Genomic DNA, 19,232 nt, shown 5'->3' on the forward strand with positions numbered 1-19,232 from the left:
GAGGGTGAGCGGTCAGGCCGTCACGGTGGCCGGGTCGCTGGTGCTCGCGGCGCCGGTCTCCACGTGTCCGGCGAAGCGCCGCACGTACGCGGCGTCGGCGCTGGAGGTGACCGTGACGTCGTACCAGTGGTTGCCGGCGGCCACGCCCCAGCCCGGGACGCTGTGCGAGCCGCCCGCCGCGACGGTGTACGTGTAGTGGTCGTCGGGCGCGTACGCGTCGGTCGCGGTGAACGTGACCGAGTCGGTGCCGGGGTTGCTGAAGACCAGGGTGACCTGGCCGGCGGAGGCGTCGTTCCGGGCGGTCACCTCGGGGCCGACCGAGCCCGCCGTGCCGGCCATCCGGCGCAGGAAGCCGTTCGGCCCCTGGACCGAGAAGTCGTACGGCGAGGAGGCGCCGGGCATCGCCCAGGTGTCGGTGAGGGTCTTGCCCGCCTCGACCGTGTACGGCCACGGGCCGTCCGAGCGCACCACGGAGGTGACGAGGAAGGCCGCCCCCGCCGCGCCGAAGTTGCCGAAGGTGAACTGCATGCGCCCGTCGACCGGTTCGGTGTCCGCGGCCAGGTCGTACGGCAGCGCGCGGGCGTTGCGCAGGCCGGCCTCCTGCGCCGGCACCGTACCGGTGGACGGCGGGGTCGGGACGTAGTCGCCGGGGTTGTCGTGGTTCGGCGGGGCATAGCCGCCGGTGCCGGGGAGCGTGGGCGCGGCGGAGTCGCTGCGGGTGAAGTCGAAGGCGGCGGTGAGGTCGCCGCAGACCGCGCGGCGCCAGGGCGAGACATTGGGGTTGTGCACGCCGAACCGCTTCTCGATGAACTGCACGATCGAGGTGTGGTCGAAGGTCTGGGAGCAGACCCAACCGCCGGTGCTCCAGGGCGAGAGGACCAGCATCGGTACCCGCGGTCCGAGTCCGTACGGCCCGGCGGCGTACCCGGACACGCCGCCGGTGTACAGGTCCTGGGTGACGTCGGCGGTGGACAGGCCGCGGGCGGCGGAGGCGGGCGGGAAGGGCGGGACCACGTGGTCGAAGAAGCCGTCGTTCTCGTCGTAGGTGAGGAAGACGGCGGTACGGCTCCACACGTCGGGGTCGGCGGTGAGCGCGTCGAGCACCTGGGAGACGTACCAGGCGCCGTAGTTCGCAGGCCAGTTGGGGTGCTCGCAGAACGCCTCGGGGGCGGCGATCCAGGAGACCTGCGGCAGCCGCCCGGCCAGCACGTCCGCCTTGAGCTGGTCGAAGTAGCCGTCCCCGCCGTTGACATCGGTGCCGGTGCGGGCCTTGTCGTAGAGCGGGTCGCCGGCCACGGCGTTGCGGTACTGCTCGAAGTAGAGCAGCGAGTTGTCACCGTAGTTGCCGATGAAGCCGTCGCTGGTCCAGCCCCAACCGCCGCCGGTGTCCAGGCCGGTGCCGGTGTCCTGGTAGACCTTCCACGAGACGCCCGCGTTCTCCAGGATCTCCGGGAAGGTGGTCCAGCCGTAGCCGGCCTCCTCGTTGCCCAGCACGGGGCCGCCGCCGCTGCCGTCGTTGCCCGCGTAACCGGTGTACATGTAGTAGCGGTTGGGGTCGGTGGAGCTGAGCATCGAGCAGTGGTACGCGTCGCAGACGGTGAACGCGTCGGCGAGGGCGTAGTGGAAGGGGATGTCCGCGCGGGTGAGGTACGCCATCGTGGTGGTGCCCTTGGCGGGAATCCAGTCGTCGTAGTTGCCGCCGTTCCACGCCTGGTGGGTGCCGTACCAGCTGTGGTCGAGGTCCTGGATGAACTGCAGGCCCAGGTTGTCGGCGTCCGGCCGGAAGGGCAGCGTCGCGTGCCCGGAGGAGTCCGCCTGGTGGAAGACGGTGCTGCCGCTCGGCAGGGTGGCCGGGCGCGGGTCGCCGAAGCCGCGGACGCCCCGCAGGGTGCCGAAGTAGTGGTCGAACGAACGGTTCTCCTGCATGAGGACGACGACGTGCTCGACGTCCTGCAACGTCCCGGTTCCGGCGGCGGCCTGGATCGCGGCGGCCTTGGCGATGCCGCCGCTGAGCACGGACGCGGCAGCGGTGCCGCCGGCGAGTTGGAGGAACCTTCGACGGTTGATGTCGGGCACGAATGCTCTCCTGACGGTCCGGTGGGGGCGGCTCAGGCGGAGATGCCTGCGCGATTGTGCGCGCTGAGGAGGTTTTCGCGACATACCCGATCAGGGATGCCGCGCACATGATGGTGACGGCCCGCGCACGGTGTCAATGCCGCGTGAACAAGCCACCGTTACCCAGGCCATCCCCTCCGGGCACCCCGGGTCGTCGGCCCGGCCTGCTCCCGAGCCGCCCGGCGGTCGCCCAGGACTCAATCGGCCTGGCCGGAGGGGGACGTGCCGGAGGGGGACGTGCCAGCAGCGGAAGTGCCGGCAGCGGGAGTACTGGCGGCGGCACGTACGAGCCCGGTCCGCGCGCGGGCCGCCGCCTTCGCCCCACCCGCCACGGCCGCCTGCTCCGTCGGGAACTCTCCGTAGATGACGACGACGCTGCCCATGCGGACGTAGACCGTGTACGTCCGCGCACCGTCGTCCGGCCTGGCCGACGGCATGTCGCTGCCGCCGTCCCACGTCGTGGTCTCCTCGACGAACGCCTCATCCCCCAACTCCGCCGCGGTCTGGCGGAATCGCAGCGTCTGGGGAGCCATCGGCCTGAACCCCAGCGCGGACACCGTGGTCTGCGGGCAGGTCGCCGCCAGGGCCCGTTTCAACGCCATGTAGTGCGCCGCCTGATCGCGCCGCATGGAGACGAGTTGCTCAACGGGGCTCGATGCGGACGCCGTTGCTCACCCGGGTGTTCCTCCGGGCGTTCCCCCAGGTGCTCCTCCAGCAGTGCGCGGCGGCGTGAACTGGACGGCACGGGGGGCCTGCATGCCGTACAGGTCGGTCACCGTGTCCTTGGCCCCGGCCGGACAGTCGGCCTCCAACTCGCCCTTCTGCGGGCCAAATCCGGAACCGAGCTGCCCGGTCGTACCCGGGTGGCCGCCCTCGGAGTCGAGCAGCATGGGCAGCAACTGCCCCGCCGTGAAGACCTTCGCAGCAGCGGGTTTCCCGTCCAGGCCCTCCACCCGAGCCGTCGACGCCGACGACCCCGCCGGCTTCGGTTCCCCGCTGCCACGCTCATGCTCAGCTGCCTCATGACCGCACGCGGCCAACAAGAAGGCCAGTGACGCAGCACTGATCGCTACGACGGGACGTCGCACGTTCCCTCCCCTTTTCAGACGCGCGTCAGGCGACCCGCCCCCGCGGGCCTTCCGGCCGACCGGCACCCACTCATCGAAGCCCGTCAGCCTATAGGTCAGCGCCTCCGCGCCAGCGTCTCCGGTCAGCGCCTCCGGGTCAGCTCCGGATCAACGCCTCCGGTCAGCTCGGGTCAACGCCTCCGCGCCACCCGTACGACGTGGACCAGCGTCATGCAGAACAAGACGAAGCAGGCCGTCGACAGCACGGCGATCACGTTCTGGGTGTCGCCCGTGTCCGTTTCCGCCGCCCCCCAGGCGAGCAGCCCGGTCAGGACGAAGAACGTGGCCGCCCAGCCGACCGGCCATCGCAGCCGCCGAGCGCGCGCCGACCCGGCACCCGCCGGCCCCCTGCCGGTCCCGACCCGTACCGCTCCGTGAGCGTGAGTGCTCGGTGAGTTCATGACGAACCTCCAGGCATCGCCGGCGGCGCTCGGGCCGACCGCACAGAGCGCGGGATCGGCGCGGTGGGCGTCGCACGCCAGGTACGCGGACACGAGGGGCTTCGAGGGCTCGGGAGTACGCGGCCACTCCGTCCGAGACCATGCCCGCGCGGCGTGACGCGGCACCCCTCACCGATGGGCGACCCGCACCCTCATCGGCCCGCAGCCGTCCCTGTTCGTATCCCTACCCCGCCATTCTCCCGCGCGGGCTGAGCATGCGCACGTCCGGCCTGCGCCGCGCCCGCGCGGAGGGAGCGACGGGCGGACGCGAATACGCGAGGGATCTCGTGTTCTCCCGGTTCGACCTCTCACGGGTCGACGCGGGCACCCCGCCCTGAGGCGGGCGGGAGCGCAGGATCAGGAGCGGCGTCAGTCGGCGCGGGCCGCCGGCTCCAGGACGAAAACGGGGATCACCCGGTCCGTCTTGGTCTGGTAGTCGGCGTACGCCGGCCAGACCTCGACCGCGCGGGGCCACCACAGCTCCCGCTCCTCGCCCGTGGCCTCGCGGGCCGTCATGTCCTGGCGCACGGCACCGTCCTGCAACTCGACCAGCGGGTGCGCGACCAGGTTGTGGTACCAGGCGGGATGGCTCGGCGCGCCACCCTGGGAGGCCACCACGGCGTACGTCCCCTGGTGCTCCACCCGCATGAGCGCGTTCTTGCGGACCTTGCCGCTCTTGGCCCCGAGGCTGGTGAGAACGATCACCGGCACCCCCTCCAGGGTCGTGCCCTCCGTGCCCCCGGAACTCTCGTACAGGGCCACCTGATCCCGCACGAACTCGTCCGGGCTCGGCTGGTACTCACCGCTGAGAGGCATGCTGTCCTCTTTCCACTCGTGCAGGCGGCCCAGCACGGCCGACCTCACGTCAGCCGCCGACCGGCCCTCGGCCTGATCTGCCACCCCCATGATCCCCCAGCCCGCAGCCGGGCTCCTCCTGGACCCGGTAGCCCAGCGCGCCGGCCCGCGGGGTGAGGGCCTCGAAGTTCGCCGTGGCAGAAAGCGCGGTGACCGTCCAACGGGTCAGTGGGTCACCCGCGAGCACCGCGCGCACGGCGTCCAGGTCGACCGGCCTCCCGAAGTAGTCCTGCGCATAACCCACGTACGCCTCTGGGCTGCCTTCGGCGAGCAGGCCGAACAGCCAGCCCGCCCCGTCCGACTCGTCGTCCGCGAACCCGACCGGCCCGCACTCCCAGGCATGCGCACCCGCCTGACGCCACGCGCAGACCGTCGCGTCGAAGAAGCCGTCGAACTGGAACTCCGGGGTCGTCGCGTAGTGCGCGAGCGAGGCCGGCAGGCCGTCGAGGAGACCGGGCCAGTGCGCGCGAGGCTCTTCCCGCCACGGCGTCACGTCGCACTCGTGGTCGAACCCGTAGAGGAACACTCCCGCCGGGTCGAACACGATCGCGTACTGGTCACCCGCGCCGTTGTCCATGGAGGCCAGATCCACGCCCTCCCGCCAGCCGGTCGCGAACGAGTGGGTGGGAGCGTACGCGTCGAGGATGGCGTCAAGCATCGCGAACGCCCGGCAGCGGGCAGCCAGAACGACTGGGTCGGGAAGCTTGGTCACGAGTTCGCGGACGGTCATGGCGCCCATTGAACAACCACCCACCGACACCCCGGTTCCGGTCCGCCCCGGGCCCACCCGCACCGGCCAACGGCGGCACGCGGACGGTTCCCGGTAGGACCCCAAACACGCCGACGGGGTGCCCCAGAATCCGGGGCACCCCATCTGACCAGCTCGTACATCTACCTCTGCGGAGGCTGTGGGATTTGAACCCACGGTGACATCGCTGCCACGACGGTTTTCAAGACCGTTCCCTTAGGCCGCTCGGGCAAGCCTCCACGGGTGTCCCCGGGGGCGGGGGCGCCGTGGGGGACAGCGTATCGGGTCGTCGGGCGGGGGTGGGGTGGGTCAGCTGTTGCTGTCTCCTGTGCGGTGGCCGAGCGTGAGAGTGGTGGTGTGGGTGGAGCCGTCCCGGGTGTAGGTCAGGGTGACCTGGTCGCCGGGCTCGTGCTGCCAGATCTCGCCGATCAGGGTCTCACCGCTGTCGACGAGGGTGTCGTCGAACTTGGTGATCACGTCGCCGGGCTTGAGGCCCGCCTTCTGGCCGGGGCCGTTGGGGCTGATCGCGGAGTTGGAGTCCGTGGAGATCTGGGCGCCGTCGCCGTCGTACTGGGTGTTGAGGGTGACCCCGATGACGGGGTAGACCGGTTGGCCGGTCTTGATCAGCTGAGCGGCGACCCGCTTGGCCTGGTTGATCGGGATGGCGAAGCCGAGGCCGACGCTGCCGCCCTGGCTGCCGGGGGACGAGGTGCCGCCGGGCTGGATGGCCGAGTTGATGCCGATGACGGCGCCGTTGGCGTTGAGCAGGGGGCCGCCGGAGTTGCCCGGGTTGATGGAGGCGTCGGTCTGGATGGCGCTCATGTAGGAGGCGCTGCTGCCCTCGCCGTCGCTGGAGGCGACCGGGCGGTGGACGGCGGAGACGATGCCGGTGGTGACGGTGCCGGACAGGCCGTAGGGCGCGCCGACCGCGATGGTGGCGTCGCCGACGGCGGCGTTGTCGGAGTTGCCGAGCGGCAGCGGGGTGAGCTTGACGCTGCCCGGGTTCTTCAGCTTGATGACGGCGACGTCGTACCCCTGGGCGCGGCCGACGATCGAGGCGTCATAGGTCTTGCCGTTGGAGAAGGTGACGGTGAGCTTGCCGCTGTCGGCACCCGGGGCGACCACGTGGTTGTTGGTGAGGATGTGGCCCTGCTTGTCGAAGACGAAGCCGGTGCCGGTGTCGCTCTCCTGGCTGTTCTGCGCCTTGATGGTGACGACGCTGGGCAGCGTCTTGCTGGCGATGCCGGCCACCGAGGTGGGGGCGCGGTTGAGCGCCTTGCTGCTGCTGGCGGCGGAGATGGTGGTGGAGCCGGAGTCGTCGTTGTGCTTGGCGGCGTAGTAGCCGATGCCGCCGCCGACCCCGCCGGCCACCAGAGCGGCGACCAGGACCGCGGCGACCATGCTGCCGATGCGGCGCTTGCCGCGCCCGTCGCCGGACGGCGAACCGGGAGGCATCGGGGTGCCCCACACCGGGCCGCCGGGGGAGCCGGGGCCACCCGCGCCGGGCTGCGGAGTGGCGTACGAGGGAGTGGACGGCACCGCGTACGGGTCGTGCACCGGATTGGGCTGCTGGGCACCGGGCTCCTGGCCCCCCTGGTGCTCAGGCCCCTGCGGACCGGGCTGACCCGGCTGCCCGGGCTGGCCGCCCTGCGCAGCGCCGTACGCCGGCGCGGCAGCGCCGTAAGCGGGCGCCGGAGCGGCCGGCGGCTGCGGGTACTGCGGCTGGTGCTGGTGCTGGTGCTGGTGCTGAGGAGCCTGCGCCTGCGGGACCTGAGGTGCGTGCGGGGCCTGGGGTGCCTGAGGTGCCTCGTACGACGGCGCGCCCGTCTTCGGCGCGTCGTACGGCGACGGGGCCTGTCCGCCACCGGCCAGCGCGCTCGGCGGCGGGCCGTACGGCGACGGCGGACCGACCGGCGGGGGCGCCTGCGTGGGCACCGCCTCGGGGGCGGGTCCAGCGGAGGAGGAGCCGTCGGGGCTCGCGGCCCGGCCCGGCTCGACATCCGCCTCCTGCGCCTGCGACGGCACCTGGTCGGCGGGGGCCGGGGCGGCGGGCGGCGCGGAGGGGGCCGGCGGAACGTGGGCAGCCGGGGCACCGTCGGGCGCGGCCGCCGACTCCGCAGCCGGTACGGACGACCCGGCCTCGTTCTCGGTGCTCACAGCATTTCTCCTCAGGGTCATGACGAACGACAGAAGACAAGGGGACGGATCACGTCGTGCACATAGCATTTCCTACGGCGTGTCGGACCGCCGTAAGGGGTAGCTGTGCGCCATGCGCGGGTCCGCCGCACGGAGCCCGCGGCTCGCCGTACGGAGCCTGCGGCCCGCCGTACGGCATCCGCCCTACGGCACCGTCGAGCCCGCCGAACGGAGCCCGCACCCGGACCCGTACGCCTGGCGCCGCGGCCGACCGCCGTACGGTGCGTGGCCGCCGGCCGCACGGTGGCACCATGGCCCGGTGACGTTTGCGCGCGTGGCCCCGGAGCCGTACCCGGTGGGACGGCCGGTCCAGGTCGTCGCCCATCGGGGCGCCTCCGAGGACGTACCAGAACATACGCTCGCCGCGTACCGGAAGGCTATCGAGGACGGTGCGGACGCGCTCGAATGCGACGTCCGGCTGACCGCCGACGGCGAGCTGGTGTGCGTGCACGACTGGCGGGTGAACCGCACGTCCAACGGCCGCGGCGCCGTGTCGTCGATGGAGCTGGCCGACCTCGCAGCGCTCGACTTCGGCTCCTGGAAGGGCCAGAACGCCGACCACGAGGCGCCGGAGCGGTTCGCCCAGGACCGGCTCGGCACCGGCCCGGACGACCCGGGCGAGCGCAGCCGGGTGCTGACCCTCCAGCGGCTGTTGGAACTGGTCGCCGACACCGACCGCAGGGTCGAGCTGGCCATCGAGACGAAGCACCCGACCCGCTGGGCCGGACAGGTGGAAGAACGGCTGCTGGAGCTGCTGGGCCGGTTCGGCCTGGACCGCCCGGCGCCCGGCACGCCCTCCCAGGTGCGGGTGATGAGCTTCTCCGCCCGCTCGCTGCGCCGGGTCCGCCTCGCCTCGCCCGCCCTGCCGACGGTCTACCTGATGCAGTACGTCTCCCCGCGGCACCGCGACGGGCGGCTGCCGGCGGGCGTGGGCACCGCAGGGCCGAGCATGCGGATCGTCCGCGCCAACCCCGGCTACGTGGCGCGCCTGCACCGCGCCGGCCACCAGGTGCACGTCTGGACCGTGGACCGCCCCGAGGACGTCGAGCTGTGCGCGCGGCTGGGCGTCGACGCGATCATCACCAACCGCCCGCGCAGGGTGCTGGCCCAGCTCGGCCGCTGACCGCCCGGCGGCGGCCGAGCCGGCCCCCGCGGCCGTGGCGGCCCCCGCGGCCCTAGCTGACGCCGCATCCCCGGCCACGGCTCCGCGCGGGCCTGCGGCCGTCACCTCCACCGCCACCGCCACCACCGCCTTCGCCGTGTCGCAGACGGGGCTTCCGCCGCCGCCGCACGCGAGGCGCACGCCTCACGGGCTGAATCGTTACGCCACGCGCCGGATCGTGCCTTGGGCATGGACGTGTTCCATATCAGCCGTCAGTGTGCCGTAAAAGATCGCGCTTGGCCTGTTTCCGCTCGAGTGCCAAGGGGCATCCACCCTGTGGCGTGGGGTGAACAAGGAGGTCTCGGGGGTGTCGTTGATGGTGGCGCAAGAGGTGCCGACGTCCACGACCATGGCCCTGCCCCATGGTCCGACGGGCGTCGCGGACGCCAGACGCAGACTGCGCGCCGACCTGTGCGCGCGAGGAGTGCCGGACCCGGTCGTGGACGACGCGGTCCTGATCCTCTCGGAGCTCATCAGCAACTCCTGCCGGCACGCCCGTCCGCTGGACGACATCGGACTCGACGGCTCCGACGGAATCGCCGATGTCGGCGGGATCGGCGTCAACGGAATCAGCGGGTTCGGCGGCGACCCGCGGACACCGGAGGGCCGGGCGGGCGTGCAGACGCCCGCACACCATCCGGTCCGCGCCGCCCACACCGACCGTGCGGAGCGCGCGGACACCCCCGAGCAGCGCAGCGGCATACGAGCGGCCTGGTCGGTGGACGCCGGCGGCGTCCTCGTCCTGGAGGTCACCGACGGCGGCGGCCCGACCCGGCCGCGCCCGTCGAGCCCCTCGCTGACCGCACACGGCGGCCGCGGCCTGGGCATCGTCGGCAGCCTCGCCCTGCGCTGGGGCGTGCGCGACGCGCCGGGTGAGGTGACGGTCTGGGCGCTGCTGCCGGTCCGCGGCAGGCACGCCCGCCGCAACGACTCGATGGGCACCGGCATCGGCCTCCCCCTGGGCGTCCCCCTCGGCCTCCCGCTCGACCTCGCCGAGTCCCTGGACGACCTGGGATAGCCGATGGTTCGGTGGCCGGTTCGGTGGCCTGTTCACGCACGTTTCGGTGGCCGGTTCCCTCCTCCCGCCGACCGTACGGATACCGCCTCCCTCCCGCCGGCCCGCTCGTACGAGGCGTGCGAGGTCGTCCGAGTTCGTACGGCCTCGCACGTACGCGTGCCGACCGGAGCATGCCCGTGCGCGGCGCGAGGTCCGTTGCGGCCGGGGCGGGGCCCGGCGACCGCTAGGCTCGCAGGCCGGAAGAACGCCGTACCGGGAGAGGCCGGGAGACACCGAGCATGGCCAAGAAGCGCGCGACCGCCACCAAGTCCAGGAACCAGCAGGCGGCGGCAGGCGATGCCGTTCCTGTCGTCGGCGCGCGCGAACCGTGCCCGTGCGGTTCGGGGCGGCGGTACAAGGCGTGCCACGGCCGGGAGGCGGCGCACGCCGTCACCGAGCTGGTACGCCGTCCGTTCGAGGGCCTGCCGGGGGAGTGCGACTGGGTGGCGCTGCGCGAACTGGTGCCGGCCGCGACCGTGCCGCTCACCCTCAAGGGCGAACTGCCCGCGGGCGTGCCGTCGGTGACCCTCGGCACCGTGCTGCCGATGGCCTGGCCGGCGCTGCGCCGCGACACCGGCGCCGTGCTGCTCGGCCTGCAGAACGACGCGTCGAGCGGCGACATCAGCCGCGACCTGGCGGACACCCTTACCCGCGCGCTCGACGCGGCGCCCGGCAACCCGGTGGAGGGCCGCCGTCCCGCACCGGACGGACCGCGGTTGCAGGACCTGCTCGACCTGTCCGTGCCGTTCGAGCCCGAGGTGCACAGCGGCTTCGAGTTCTGGCTTGAGGACGCGAACGCGGCCGGCGGCGAGGTGGCCGCGTCGCTGGAGCGGGCGAACCAGGCGGCGATCCCCACGGTCCGGCTGACGGGCGTGGACGCCGCGTACTGGTGCGAGACGCCGGAGAAGAACCACCTGCGCTGGGTCATGCCGCACCCGGAGGAGGGCCTGCTCGACGCGCTCGCGCGGCTGCACGCCGCCGGGGCCTCCGGGCTCGGCGAGGGCACCCGGCTGGTCGGGTCCTTCCGGGCGCACGGTCTGATGGTGCCGGTGTGGGACCTGCCGGTCGGCATGTCCGCGGAAGAGGTGGAGAAGCCGGCCGCGGCCTTCGAGGAGCGGCTGACCGAGACGCTGGCCCGTACCGGTCCGCTGACCGCGGAGGAGCGCAGGTCGCGCAGCGGCTTCACCAACCGTCAGATCACGCTGAGCTGACGGCTGTCGGTGGTCGGCGGTCGGCGGTGGCCCCGCAGGCCGCCGCCAGCCGCTGCCGGCCGCTGCCGGCCGCTGCGACTGCTGACCGCCTACGGCCGCCGAACACCGGGCGAACGTGATCGAACGCGCATCCGCCGCAAGGGTCCCGACCAAGCGGTCGTTCAGTGATTCCGATCACAACTGCCGTGGAAACACCGGGTCATGGGGCAGCTCCCCCGAACGGGGAATTTGCTAACAGCCGAAGTCTTGTTACCGTTTGAGCAGCCCGGTCGCTGGTGCATCCCCCGTCGCCAGCGACCGGGCGTTTCCATGCCCCGACCGATCCGCATCGACGCAATCCGTTGTGGCGCCGCTTCCCGGGTGCCGATCCCGTCGCGCGCGGCCCGGGCGCGGTCATCGCACACACCGTCACCAAACCGGTCGTACACGTCATACCGGTCGTCATCGCCCTGCCGGCCGCGGCGAGCGCCTCAGTCGTCGTCCGACGACGGGTGGGCGTGCGCGGTGCTGTGGCCGGCGTTGCCCCGGTGGGGGACACCGTGGTCGGAGCCGGCGGTGGCCACCGCGAGAGCCAGTACGGCGGCGAGCGCGGCCGCGCTCGCCGCGGCGACCTTGCGCAGCCCGTCCGCCCGTGCCCCGTCCTGGTCGTGCTCCCGGTCCCGGTCCCGAGACCGGGAGCGCCCCCGCTGGTCCGAAGCGTCCGACGGCTGCTGTGACTTCAAAGGGCTCACCTGCACTCGACATCGGGGGTCCGGGCGAACATAACGCTCGCAATCCACCGGTGGTTCCGGCGACACCCGGCTTGTACCCCGTCAGAGGACCTTCAGTAGCGCAGTCGGTCCCCGTCGGGGGCGGTGCGCCCCGCGCGGACCAGGGCATCGACGAGGGTGTCGATCCGCGGCAGCCACGGCGTCCGCTCGGCGTTCCTGACCGCCTTGACGGCGTCGACCATCCTGGCGGCCCTGACGGCCGCCACCGGGACGATCGGCACGACCGGCTGGCGTACCCACTTCAGCGGGCCCGGCTGGCCGCCGGCCGGCGGCAGCGCCACGTACCCGCCGTCGCCGTGATAGCGCAGCGAGGTAGGCACCCAGTCCTGGCTGTCGAGGAGTTCGCCCAACTCGGCGAGGGAGTAGGGGGCAACGAGGAAGACATAGCGGGTCGGAGTGGCCACGACCGGGCCGAGCCGGCAGCCCAGCGACTCCATCGCCTCCAGGGCGCGCGCTCCCGCGACCGCGGGAAGGCTCGCCGCCGAGACGCGGTCGCCGGTGGCCAGCACCACGGGCGCGTCCGGCCGGCGGGTCCACCACCAGCGGACCATGCGCGGGTCACGGGTCGCGGCGAGGAGTCCGGGCTCGACCGGGTGGACTCCGGGCACCGGACAGTTGGGGCGCCCGCAGCCACAGGCCGGGGCACCGGCCGGGCGCCGCGCACCCGGCCCGTCGACTCCCACGCCGGGGACCACGCGCCACTGCCACCGCTCGGCGTAAGTCAGCGCCGCGTCCAGATACGCGGTCCGCTCCTTCCGCCGAAGAGAGATCTTGCGTCGCCTTCCGAGGATCTCGCGCATCAGCGCTCGTTCCTTTCCGTTAACGCCCAGGGATCTGCCCACTGCACAACGTAACTGTCGAGCACACCGCATTTGAGGCAGCGCATCGCACTGCCAGCCGAGCGTGGAACGTGGCGGAGGGTGGCGCACAACCGGCGCTCTTGGACTCGCACTGAACTCACTGCGCCCTGGTCGCGGGCCATATGTCATGGTCCGCGTCGGACGCCGCACCCCTCGCCACTCGGGGTTGGGTCGGCCGTCAACTGTATACGTACTACGACGCTTGAGCCGGACTTCGGGTTCCTACCCACCACCCGCGAAATGACGCGCTGTTGGCTGGCCCCAGTCGATCGTGTGCATATACCGGGGGTGGCGCTTTTCGGCCAACATCGCGGAAACAGGGCCGTCCGGGGCACGCTGCCGACACCACTCCGTGTACCGGGACAATCCTGGACATGCCCACGATCGTGCGTGTAGAAGTGGGGTCTTGACAGCAGCGCAGCACGACATGGGGGTTTGCGATGCTATTCATGCAGATGCGCCGCGCATTGCGGACGAAAAGCGCCGATTGCCCCGCTCACCGGCAACCGGCCGGAAGTATCCGGCCGTGAGCCCCGCACCCGTCAGAAAAGTGGCCGGAAGCGAGCCGTCCACTCCCGTCCAGGCGGACACTGACGCCCCTGTCCCCGCGCCCACCGCGCCCGGCACGGCCACAGCCGCCACAATCGCCACCGCGGCCGGTTCCGCGCTACCCGTCGCCCCTGTTCCGGTGCCGCCCTCGCCGACCTCCGCCCCGCGCGCGATGCCGCCCCGCGGCACCCCGGACCACTCCCTCGCCGTCCAGGACCGGCTCGCCGCCTGGGTGTGCGACCTGTCCCTGCTGCACGAACTGACCGAGCGGCTGGCCCGTACCGCCGCGCTCGATGACGCCCTGCACGAGGTGCTGCGGGCGGGCGCCACGCTGGTCGGCGCCCGGCGCGGGCTGATCGCCCTGGACCCGGCGGACGGGCTCGGCCCGGCGACGAGCGTCGGTCTGGGCCTCGGCCGCAGCGACCTCGGCACCCTGGAGACGGTTCCGCTCGACGCCGAGTCCGCCGAGGCGGTCCTCCCCGACCTGCTGCACGGCCCCGGTCCGACCACCCGGCACCGCGAGGTCGCCGCCCAGCTCGGCCTGGCCGCGAGCTACGCGGTGCCGCTGGTGGCGGAGGGCGCCGCCGAGAGCGGCACCAGCCCGGGCGACGGGGCCGAACACGCCGCCGGCCGCCCCACTGGCTCCCGCACCGGCCCCCGCACCGGATTTTCCACCGACCACCCCGCCGGCCGCCTCGGCACCGCCGTCTGGTTCTACGACGAACCCGCCGAGCCCACCGACCGCCAGCGCCGCCTCGTCAGCCTCTACCTGCGCTTCGCCGTCGAGCACGTGGCCCGCTGCCTGACCCTGGGCCGGGCCCGCGCCGCGGCCCGCGCGCTGTCCGAGGAACTGCTGCCGGCCCGGCTGCCGCGGGTGCCCGGTCTGCGGATGGCCGTACGCCACACCACCGGCCCGCGCGGCGGCGGCGACTGGTACGACGCGCTGCCGCTGCCCGAAGGCGCGCTCGGGCTCGCAGTCGGCGGGGTGACGGGCGCGGGGCCTGGCGCGGTCGCCGCGATGGGCCGGCTGCGAGCGTCCCTGCGGGCGTACGCCGTGATGGAGGGCGAGGACCCGGTCGCGGTGCTGTCCGACCTCGAACTGCTGATGCGGCTGACCGAACCGGCCCGTTCGGCCACCGCGCTCTTCGCGTACGCCACCGCGCTGCCGGGCGGCGGCCGCAAGCTGACCATGGCCGGCGCCGGGCACTGCCCGCCGCTGGTGGTCGGCGACCGGCGCTGCGAGTACGTGGAGACCTCGCTCTCCGCGCCGCTGAACATGCTGAGCTGCTGGGAGGCGCCCTGCGCCGAACTGGTCGTCCGGCCCGGCGAGAGCCTGCTGCTGTACACCGACGGGCTGCTGCACCGCACCGGGGAGCCCGCGGACCGGGCGCTGTCCCGGCTGCACTCAGCCGCGCAGACCGCGCCCAGGAGCGTACGAGCCGACCCGGAGGAGCTGGCCGACCATGTGCTGCGCACGCTCTTCCCCGACGGGCGGGACCGGACCGACCACATCGAGGACCTGGTACTGCTCGTCGTGCGCTTCGACGACTGACGGCGGCCCACCGGCAGACCTGTTCCGTCCACCGCGCCCGCCCCGCCGTTCCCACTTCGACCGTTTAGCCCCGTTCATACGATTCATACCGCCACCATGTGACTCTTCTTCCACTTCTGCCCCTTCTCCCCCTCTCGCCCCTGGTTATCCACAGGCGCCCCGACCGGTCGCCGTCTCGCGCCCATACGATGGACGAACGGTTCATTCTTGAGGAGGCAGGACGTGGCGAAGGCCGAGGACAGGCAGGACACGGCGGGGGGCCGGCAGGAAGAAGCGCTCGACGCGCAGGAGTCCGCCGAGGCGGGCGAGGCCGGGTCCGACGGGCAGGACCGCCCGATCAAGCAGCGCAAGAACGGGCTGTATCCCGCGGTGTCCGACGAGCTGACCGCGGTCATGAAGTCCGGCTGGGCCGACACCGAGCGGAGCGGCCTGGAGCCGATACCGCAGGCGCCGTATGCCGCGGCCCGCCGTGCCGCGCTGTCCGCCCGCTTCCCGGGCGAGCGGATCGTGGTGCCCGCCGGAAACCTGCGCACCCGCGCCAACGATACGGAGTACCCCTTCCGTGCCTCGACGGAGTACGTGCACCTCACCGGCGACCAGACCCAGGACGCCGTCCTCGTCCTCGAACCGATCGCCGAGGGCGGCCACACCGCGACCGCGTACCTGCTGCCGCGCTCCGACCGGGAGAACGGCGAGTTCTGGCTGGACGGCCAGGGTGAGCTGTGGGTCGGCCGGCGCAACAGCCTGACCGAGGGCGAGCAGCTGCTCGGGCTGCCGTGCAAGGACGTCCGCACGGTCGCCGACGTGCTGCGCGAGGCCACCGGCCCGGTCCGCGTGGTGCGCGGCTACGACGCCGGGGTCGAAGCGGCCCTCACCGACAAGGTCACCGCCGAGCGGGACACGGAGCTGAAGGTCTTCCTGTCGGAACTCCGCCTGATCAAGGACGAGTTCGAGATCGGCGAGCTCCAGAAGGCGTGCGACTCCACCGCCCGCGGCTTCGAGGACGTGGTGAAGGTCCTCGACCGCGCGCAGGCCACCTCCGAGCGGTACATCGAGGGCACCTTCTTCCTGCGCGCCCGCGTCGAGGGCAACGACATCGGCTACGGCTCGATCTGCGCCGCCGGCCCGCACGCCACCACCCTGCACTGGGTGCGCAACGACGGCCCGGTCCGGGCCGGCGAACTGCTGCTGCTCGACGCCGGCGTGGAGACCCACTCCCTCTACACCGCCGACGTCACCCGCACCCTCCCGATCGACGGCCGGTTCTCGCCGCTGCAGAAGAAGATCTACGACGCGGTCCACGACGCGCAGCAGGCCGGCATCGATGCGGTCAAGCCCGGCGCCGCCTACCGCGACTTCCACGAGGCCGCGCAGCGCGTGCTCGCCGAACGGCTGGTCGAGTGGGGCCTGCTGGAGGGGCCGGTGGAGCGGGTGCTCGAACTCGCCCTGCAGCGGCGCTGGACGCTGCACGGCACCGGGCACATGCTCGGCCTGGACGTGCACGACTGCGCCCAGGCACGGACCGAGACGTACGTGGACTGCACGCTGGAGCCGGGCATGGTGCTCACCGTGGAGCCCGGGCTGTACTTCCAGGCGGACGACCTGACGGTACCGGAGGAGTACCGCGGCATCGGGGTGCGGATCGAGGACGACATCCTCGTCACCGAGAGCGGCAACCGGAACCTGTCGGCGGGACTGCCGCGCCGCTCGGACGAGGTCGAGGAGTGGATGGCCGGGCTGAAGGGCTGACCGGTCGTGGGCCGGCCCGCCCCGCGCAGAAGCGGGGCGGGCCGGACGCTGCGGGGACGGACGCGGCGGGCCGGATGCTTCGGCGACGGGTCAGGACGCCTTGAGCAGGGCGTCCTCCCGCCACTTGAGCACCTTGTCGAACGCCACGACCGTGCCATGCCCCGGGCGGTCGTGGAACTGCACATGGTCGACGAGGGCCTCGATCAGGAACAGTCCGCGGCCGTGCTCGGCCTGCTGGCCCCGCAAGGTCAGCGCCCGGGCCGGCAGGCGGAAGTGGTCGTGGGGCAGGCCCGGCCCGGAGTCGGCGACCTCGATACGGCAGCAGTCGCCGTCGATCTGGGCGGTGACGCTGTAGCCCGTGGCAGAACCGGCGTGTTCCACGGCGTTCGCACATGCCTCGGAGAGGGCCACCGAGAGATCGAAGGAGATGTCGGGGTCGACCCCGGCCGTCTCCATGGTCCCCAGCAGCAGTCTCCTTGCCAGCGGAACGCTCGCAGCCTCGCGCCGCAAATGGAGTGACCACCAGATGCTCATGCTCCAGCCTCCTGGCTGCGGCTCGACATACGGTTACGTATTGCCGCGAAAGCCCGGGCGTAAGCGTGATGTTGACGTGATGCCGCTCATTCGGCGGATGCGGAAGCCGCACGCGGCGGTGTAGGGGGCGCGGCTGTCAAGACCGCCCGCGCCGACGGGCGCCGCCACGGTCGACCCGGGCAACGGCCGTACCGCGTACCGGATCGCCCCGCCGGTCGCGTCCCGAGCAGGGTCCGCGGCGGGTCATCGACGGGGCATCGGCGGTGTCATCGGCGGAGTGCCGACAGGGTCCCGGCGCGGTCCCGGCGGGCGGGCGGCGGCAAGGGCGCCGTAGGCGGGCGAACCGGGCAGTGAGATGATGACCGCCGTCATGGCTGCGCCTTCCTCCGACTCCTGCCGACCCGCGCCCACCGTGCGCGCGGGCGCCGGGATGCGACTGCTGCGGACCGCGGTGTTCACCGCGGTCTGCGTGCTGCTCGCCGCGATCGGGCACGCCATGGCGTCGGATCGTGCGGTTCCGGCCGGCTCCCTGGCGCTCGGCTGGCTCGCGGCCTTCGCGGTCGTCGCGCCGCTGGCGGGCCGGGAGCGCGGGCTGCCGGGCATCACCGCGCTGCTCGCCGTCGGACAACTCGCCCTGCACACGGTGTTCAGCACCGGGCAGATGTGCGCCTCCGTCACCGGCTCCTCCCGGAGCGGCTCCACGAACGAGCTGATCGCCGTCGCCGCCCGATTGGTGTGCGGCGGCGGTGGCAGCAGCTCCGCACTCTCCCCGGGGGCCGCTCGGCAGATCGTGCTGCGGGCCGGGATCGACCCCGCCGCGGTCGGCGGCGCCACGCAGCCGCGGGACGTGCTGATGCCGGGCATGTCGACGCTCGCCGGCTCCTCCGGCGCGCACGGCTCCCACGCGTCGCTGCCCTGCATGCTGCTGTCGATGTTCTCGGGTCCCATGCTGCTCGGGCACCTGCTAGCCGCCGTGCTCGCCGGGTTGCTGCTGCGCCGCGGTGAGGCCGCGCTGTGGCGGCTGGTCCGGCTGTCGGTGCGCGGCGCCGCGGGGCTGACCTCGCTGGCACCGTCCGCGCTGCGCCGGGCCTGCGTCCTGCTGGCGGCGCTCGCCGCCGCCGTGCCCTGCGCCCGCCGCCCGATACGGGGCGCCACGTGGTCGGCGCCGGCCCGGCACCGTACCGTCTGGCTGCGGCACTGCCTGGCCAGGCGCGGTCCTCCGGTGGTCGCACTGGCGGCCTGACGCGGCGTCGGCTCCCCACCGGGAGCGCCGACGGACGCGCGGTCGCCCGGCCGCCCTCCCACGAGCACCGCTCGTACCCCTGACGGTCCCCCGCATCACACGCCCGTACGCGCACGCGTACGGCCGGGGTCCCCGATACGGGTACGCGTGCGGGTCCGGGGCGGGCTGCCCGCGTCCCCCCGCGCACGCTGCCGTGCGCGGTCCACCGTCAGCGCACCACTTCATCGTGGAGATACCCCTGCCATGAGCAGTTCCCGTATGCGCGGCCGTGCCGCAACCGTCGCCGCGCTCGCCGGCTCCGCCGTCCTGCTGGCCGCCGTACCCGCCTTCGCCCATGTCACCGTGCAGCCGGGCTCGGCCGCCAAGGGCAGCTACAGCACCGTCGCGTTCAAGGTGCCGTGCGAGGAGGACAACGCCTCCACCGTCAAGCTGGAGGTGAACCTCCCGACCGACCACCCGATCGCCTCGGTGTCGATCCAGCCCGTGCCGGGCTGGACGGCGAAGGTCACCACGGCCAAGCTGACCACCCCGCTGAAGACCGACGACGGCACCGTCACCTCGGCCGTCACCAAGATCACCTGGACCGGCGGCAAGATCGAGCCGGGGCAGTTCCAGCAGTTCCCGGTCTCCTTCGGGCCGTTGCCGGACAACGCCGACTCGCTGTCGTTCAAGGCGCTCCAGACCTACAGCGACGGCAACGTGGTGCGGTGGATCGAGATCCCGCAGGCCGGGCAGCCCGAGCCGCAGAACCCGGCACCGACCCTGAAGCTCACCGCGGCGGGCAGCGACTCCGGCGCCGCTCCCGCCACGACCGGCAGCCCCGCGGCGGCCCCGCCGGCCGGCGGCAAGGGCGCGGCGACCACCACCGCGTCGGCGAGCAGCAGCGACGACACCGCTCGCGCCCTGGGCGTGGCCGGGATCGTGGTCGGCGTGATCGGCGTCGGCTTCGGCGTGTACGGCGGCCGGCGGCGTACGGCCGCGACCGGCGCCGGGGTGCCTGGTGCCTCGTCCACGGGTGCCGCGGGCGGCGCCTCCGACGGCCCCTCCGCGCCCTCGGCCTGACC

The 19,232-nt window shown here is 73.0% G+C and carries 17 protein-coding genes and 1 tRNA gene; 8 read left to right on the forward strand and 10 right to left on the reverse strand.

Features of this window, described 5'->3' with window-relative positions:
* Positions 1-12 precede the first annotated feature (12 nt).
* The 3 genes from OG370_RS20760 to OG370_RS20770 all read right to left on the reverse strand — a co-directional run bounded on the left by OG370_RS20760 (position 13) and on the right by OG370_RS20770 (position 3,068).
* Positions 13-2,076: a phosphocholine-specific phospholipase C gene (locus tag OG370_RS20760; protein WP_328466430.1), complete on the reverse strand. Its 2,064-nt coding sequence runs from the start codon at positions 2,074-2,076 to the stop codon at positions 13-15.
* A 236-nt stretch (positions 2,077-2,312) separates the two neighbouring features.
* Entirely contained in the window at positions 2,313-2,744 is a 432-nt protein-coding gene (locus tag OG370_RS20765; RefSeq protein WP_328466432.1) for a hypothetical protein, read from the reverse strand.
* 42 nt (positions 2,745-2,786) lie between these two features.
* Entirely contained in the window at positions 2,787-3,068 is a 282-nt protein-coding gene (locus OG370_RS20770; RefSeq protein WP_328466434.1) for a hypothetical protein, read from the reverse strand.
* A gap of 345 nt (positions 3,069-3,413) precedes the next feature.
* Between OG370_RS20770 and OG370_RS20775 the strand changes: the two genes are divergently transcribed.
* Positions 3,414-3,620, forward strand: a complete 207-nt coding sequence (locus OG370_RS20775) for a hypothetical protein (RefSeq protein WP_328466436.1) — start codon at positions 3,414-3,416, stop codon at positions 3,618-3,620.
* Between the two features lie 431 nt (positions 3,621-4,051).
* On the opposite strand, the gene OG370_RS20780 is transcribed toward OG370_RS20775, so the two are convergent.
* From OG370_RS20780 to OG370_RS20795, 4 genes are all read right to left on the reverse strand, one after another.
* The gene (locus OG370_RS20780; RefSeq protein WP_328466438.1) at positions 4,052-4,498 is read right to left on the reverse strand and encodes a nitroreductase family deazaflavin-dependent oxidoreductase; all 447 of its coding nucleotides are present in this window, start codon (positions 4,496-4,498) and stop codon (positions 4,052-4,054) included.
* Positions 4,499-4,547: 49 nt separating this feature from the next.
* Positions 4,548-5,267, reverse strand: a complete 720-nt coding sequence (locus tag OG370_RS20785; RefSeq protein ID WP_328466440.1) for a hypothetical protein — start codon at positions 5,265-5,267, stop codon at positions 4,548-4,550.
* A gap of 170 nt (positions 5,268-5,437) precedes the next feature.
* Positions 5,438-5,524: transfer RNA gene (locus OG370_RS20790), tRNA-Ser, on the reverse strand.
* 70 nt (positions 5,525-5,594) lie between these two features.
* A complete protein-coding gene (locus OG370_RS20795; protein WP_328474277.1) occupies positions 5,595-7,220 on the reverse strand; it encodes a S1C family serine protease in 1,626 nt (541 codons plus the stop codon).
* A gap of 520 nt (positions 7,221-7,740) precedes the next feature.
* Here OG370_RS20795 and OG370_RS20800 point away from each other — a divergent pair.
* From OG370_RS20800 to OG370_RS20810, 3 genes are all read left to right on the forward strand, one after another.
* Complete coding sequence (locus OG370_RS20800; protein WP_328466441.1) at positions 7,741-8,604, forward strand: glycerophosphodiester phosphodiesterase; 864 nt, start codon at positions 7,741-7,743, stop codon at positions 8,602-8,604.
* A gap of 346 nt (positions 8,605-8,950) precedes the next feature.
* Positions 8,951-9,661 (forward strand): ATP-binding protein, encoded by a 711-nt coding sequence (locus OG370_RS20805; protein WP_443060717.1) that lies wholly within the window; start codon positions 8,951-8,953, stop codon positions 9,659-9,661.
* 278 nt (positions 9,662-9,939) lie between these two features.
* Positions 9,940-10,911, forward strand: a complete 972-nt coding sequence (locus tag OG370_RS20810) for a DUF5926 family protein (RefSeq protein ID WP_328466443.1) — start codon at positions 9,940-9,942, stop codon at positions 10,909-10,911.
* Between the two features lie 470 nt (positions 10,912-11,381).
* Here the strand turns inward: OG370_RS20810 and OG370_RS20815 are convergent, their stop codons facing one another.
* Positions 11,382-11,633, reverse strand: coding sequence for a hypothetical protein (locus OG370_RS20815; protein ID WP_328466445.1), 252 nt, complete (start codon positions 11,631-11,633; stop codon positions 11,382-11,384).
* A gap of 101 nt (positions 11,634-11,734) precedes the next feature.
* Complete coding sequence (locus tag OG370_RS20820) at positions 11,735-12,481, reverse strand: bifunctional DNA primase/polymerase (RefSeq protein WP_328466447.1); 747 nt, start codon at positions 12,479-12,481, stop codon at positions 11,735-11,737.
* A gap of 748 nt (positions 12,482-13,229) precedes the next feature.
* Here OG370_RS20820 and OG370_RS20825 point away from each other — a divergent pair.
* Both OG370_RS20825 and OG370_RS20830 read left to right on the forward strand, forming a co-directional pair.
* On the forward strand, positions 13,230-14,642 hold the full coding sequence (locus OG370_RS20825; RefSeq protein ID WP_443060718.1) for a PP2C family protein-serine/threonine phosphatase: 1,413 nt from the start codon (positions 13,230-13,232) through the stop codon (positions 14,640-14,642).
* A 336-nt stretch (positions 14,643-14,978) separates the two neighbouring features.
* A complete protein-coding gene (locus OG370_RS20830) occupies positions 14,979-16,391 on the forward strand; it encodes an aminopeptidase P family protein (protein WP_328474281.1) in 1,413 nt (470 codons plus the stop codon).
* 90 nt (positions 16,392-16,481) lie between these two features.
* On the opposite strand, the gene OG370_RS20835 is transcribed toward OG370_RS20830, so the two are convergent.
* The gene (locus OG370_RS20835) at positions 16,482-16,925 is read right to left on the reverse strand and encodes an ATP-binding protein (RefSeq protein ID WP_328466451.1); all 444 of its coding nucleotides are present in this window, start codon (positions 16,923-16,925) and stop codon (positions 16,482-16,484) included.
* Between the two features lie 370 nt (positions 16,926-17,295).
* On the opposite strand from OG370_RS20835, the gene OG370_RS20840 reads away from it, so the two are divergent.
* Positions 17,296-18,168, forward strand: a complete 873-nt coding sequence (locus tag OG370_RS20840; RefSeq protein WP_328466453.1) for a hypothetical protein — start codon at positions 17,296-17,298, stop codon at positions 18,166-18,168.
* Positions 18,169-18,411: 243 nt separating this feature from the next.
* Positions 18,412-19,230, forward strand: a complete 819-nt coding sequence (locus OG370_RS20845) for a YcnI family copper-binding membrane protein (RefSeq protein WP_328466455.1) — start codon at positions 18,412-18,414, stop codon at positions 19,228-19,230.
* Positions 19,231-19,232 lie beyond the last annotated feature (2 nt).

The organism is Streptomyces sp. NBC_00448, from assembly GCF_036014115.1.
Taxonomy (GTDB): Bacteria; Actinomycetota; Actinomycetes; order Streptomycetales; family Streptomycetaceae; genus Actinacidiphila.

Coding starts and splice junctions, on each gene's coding strand:
- OG370_RS20765 (WP_328466432.1), bottom strand. CDS start 2,744: ATGCGGCGCGATCAGGCGGCGCACTACATGGCGTTGAAACGGGCCCTG.
- OG370_RS20775 (WP_328466436.1), top strand. CDS start 3,414: ATGCAGAACAAGACGAAGCAGGCCGTCGACAGCACGGCGATCACGTTC.
- OG370_RS20780 (WP_328466438.1), bottom strand. CDS start 4,498: ATGCCTCTCAGCGGTGAGTACCAGCCGAGCCCGGACGAGTTCGTGCGG.
- OG370_RS20785 (WP_328466440.1), bottom strand. CDS start 5,267: ATGACCGTCCGCGAACTCGTGACCAAGCTTCCCGACCCAGTCGTTCTG.
- OG370_RS20810 (WP_328466443.1), top strand. CDS start 9,940: ATGGCCAAGAAGCGCGCGACCGCCACCAAGTCCAGGAACCAGCAGGCG.
- OG370_RS20820 (WP_328466447.1), bottom strand. CDS start 12,481: ATGCGCGAGATCCTCGGAAGGCGACGCAAGATCTCTCTTCGGCGGAAG.
- OG370_RS20835 (WP_328466451.1), bottom strand. CDS start 16,925: ATGAGCATCTGGTGGTCACTCCATTTGCGGCGCGAGGCTGCGAGCGTT.
- OG370_RS20840 (WP_328466453.1), top strand. CDS start 17,296: ATGGCTGCGCCTTCCTCCGACTCCTGCCGACCCGCGCCCACCGTGCGC.
- OG370_RS20845 (WP_328466455.1), top strand. CDS start 18,412: ATGAGCAGTTCCCGTATGCGCGGCCGTGCCGCAACCGTCGCCGCGCTC.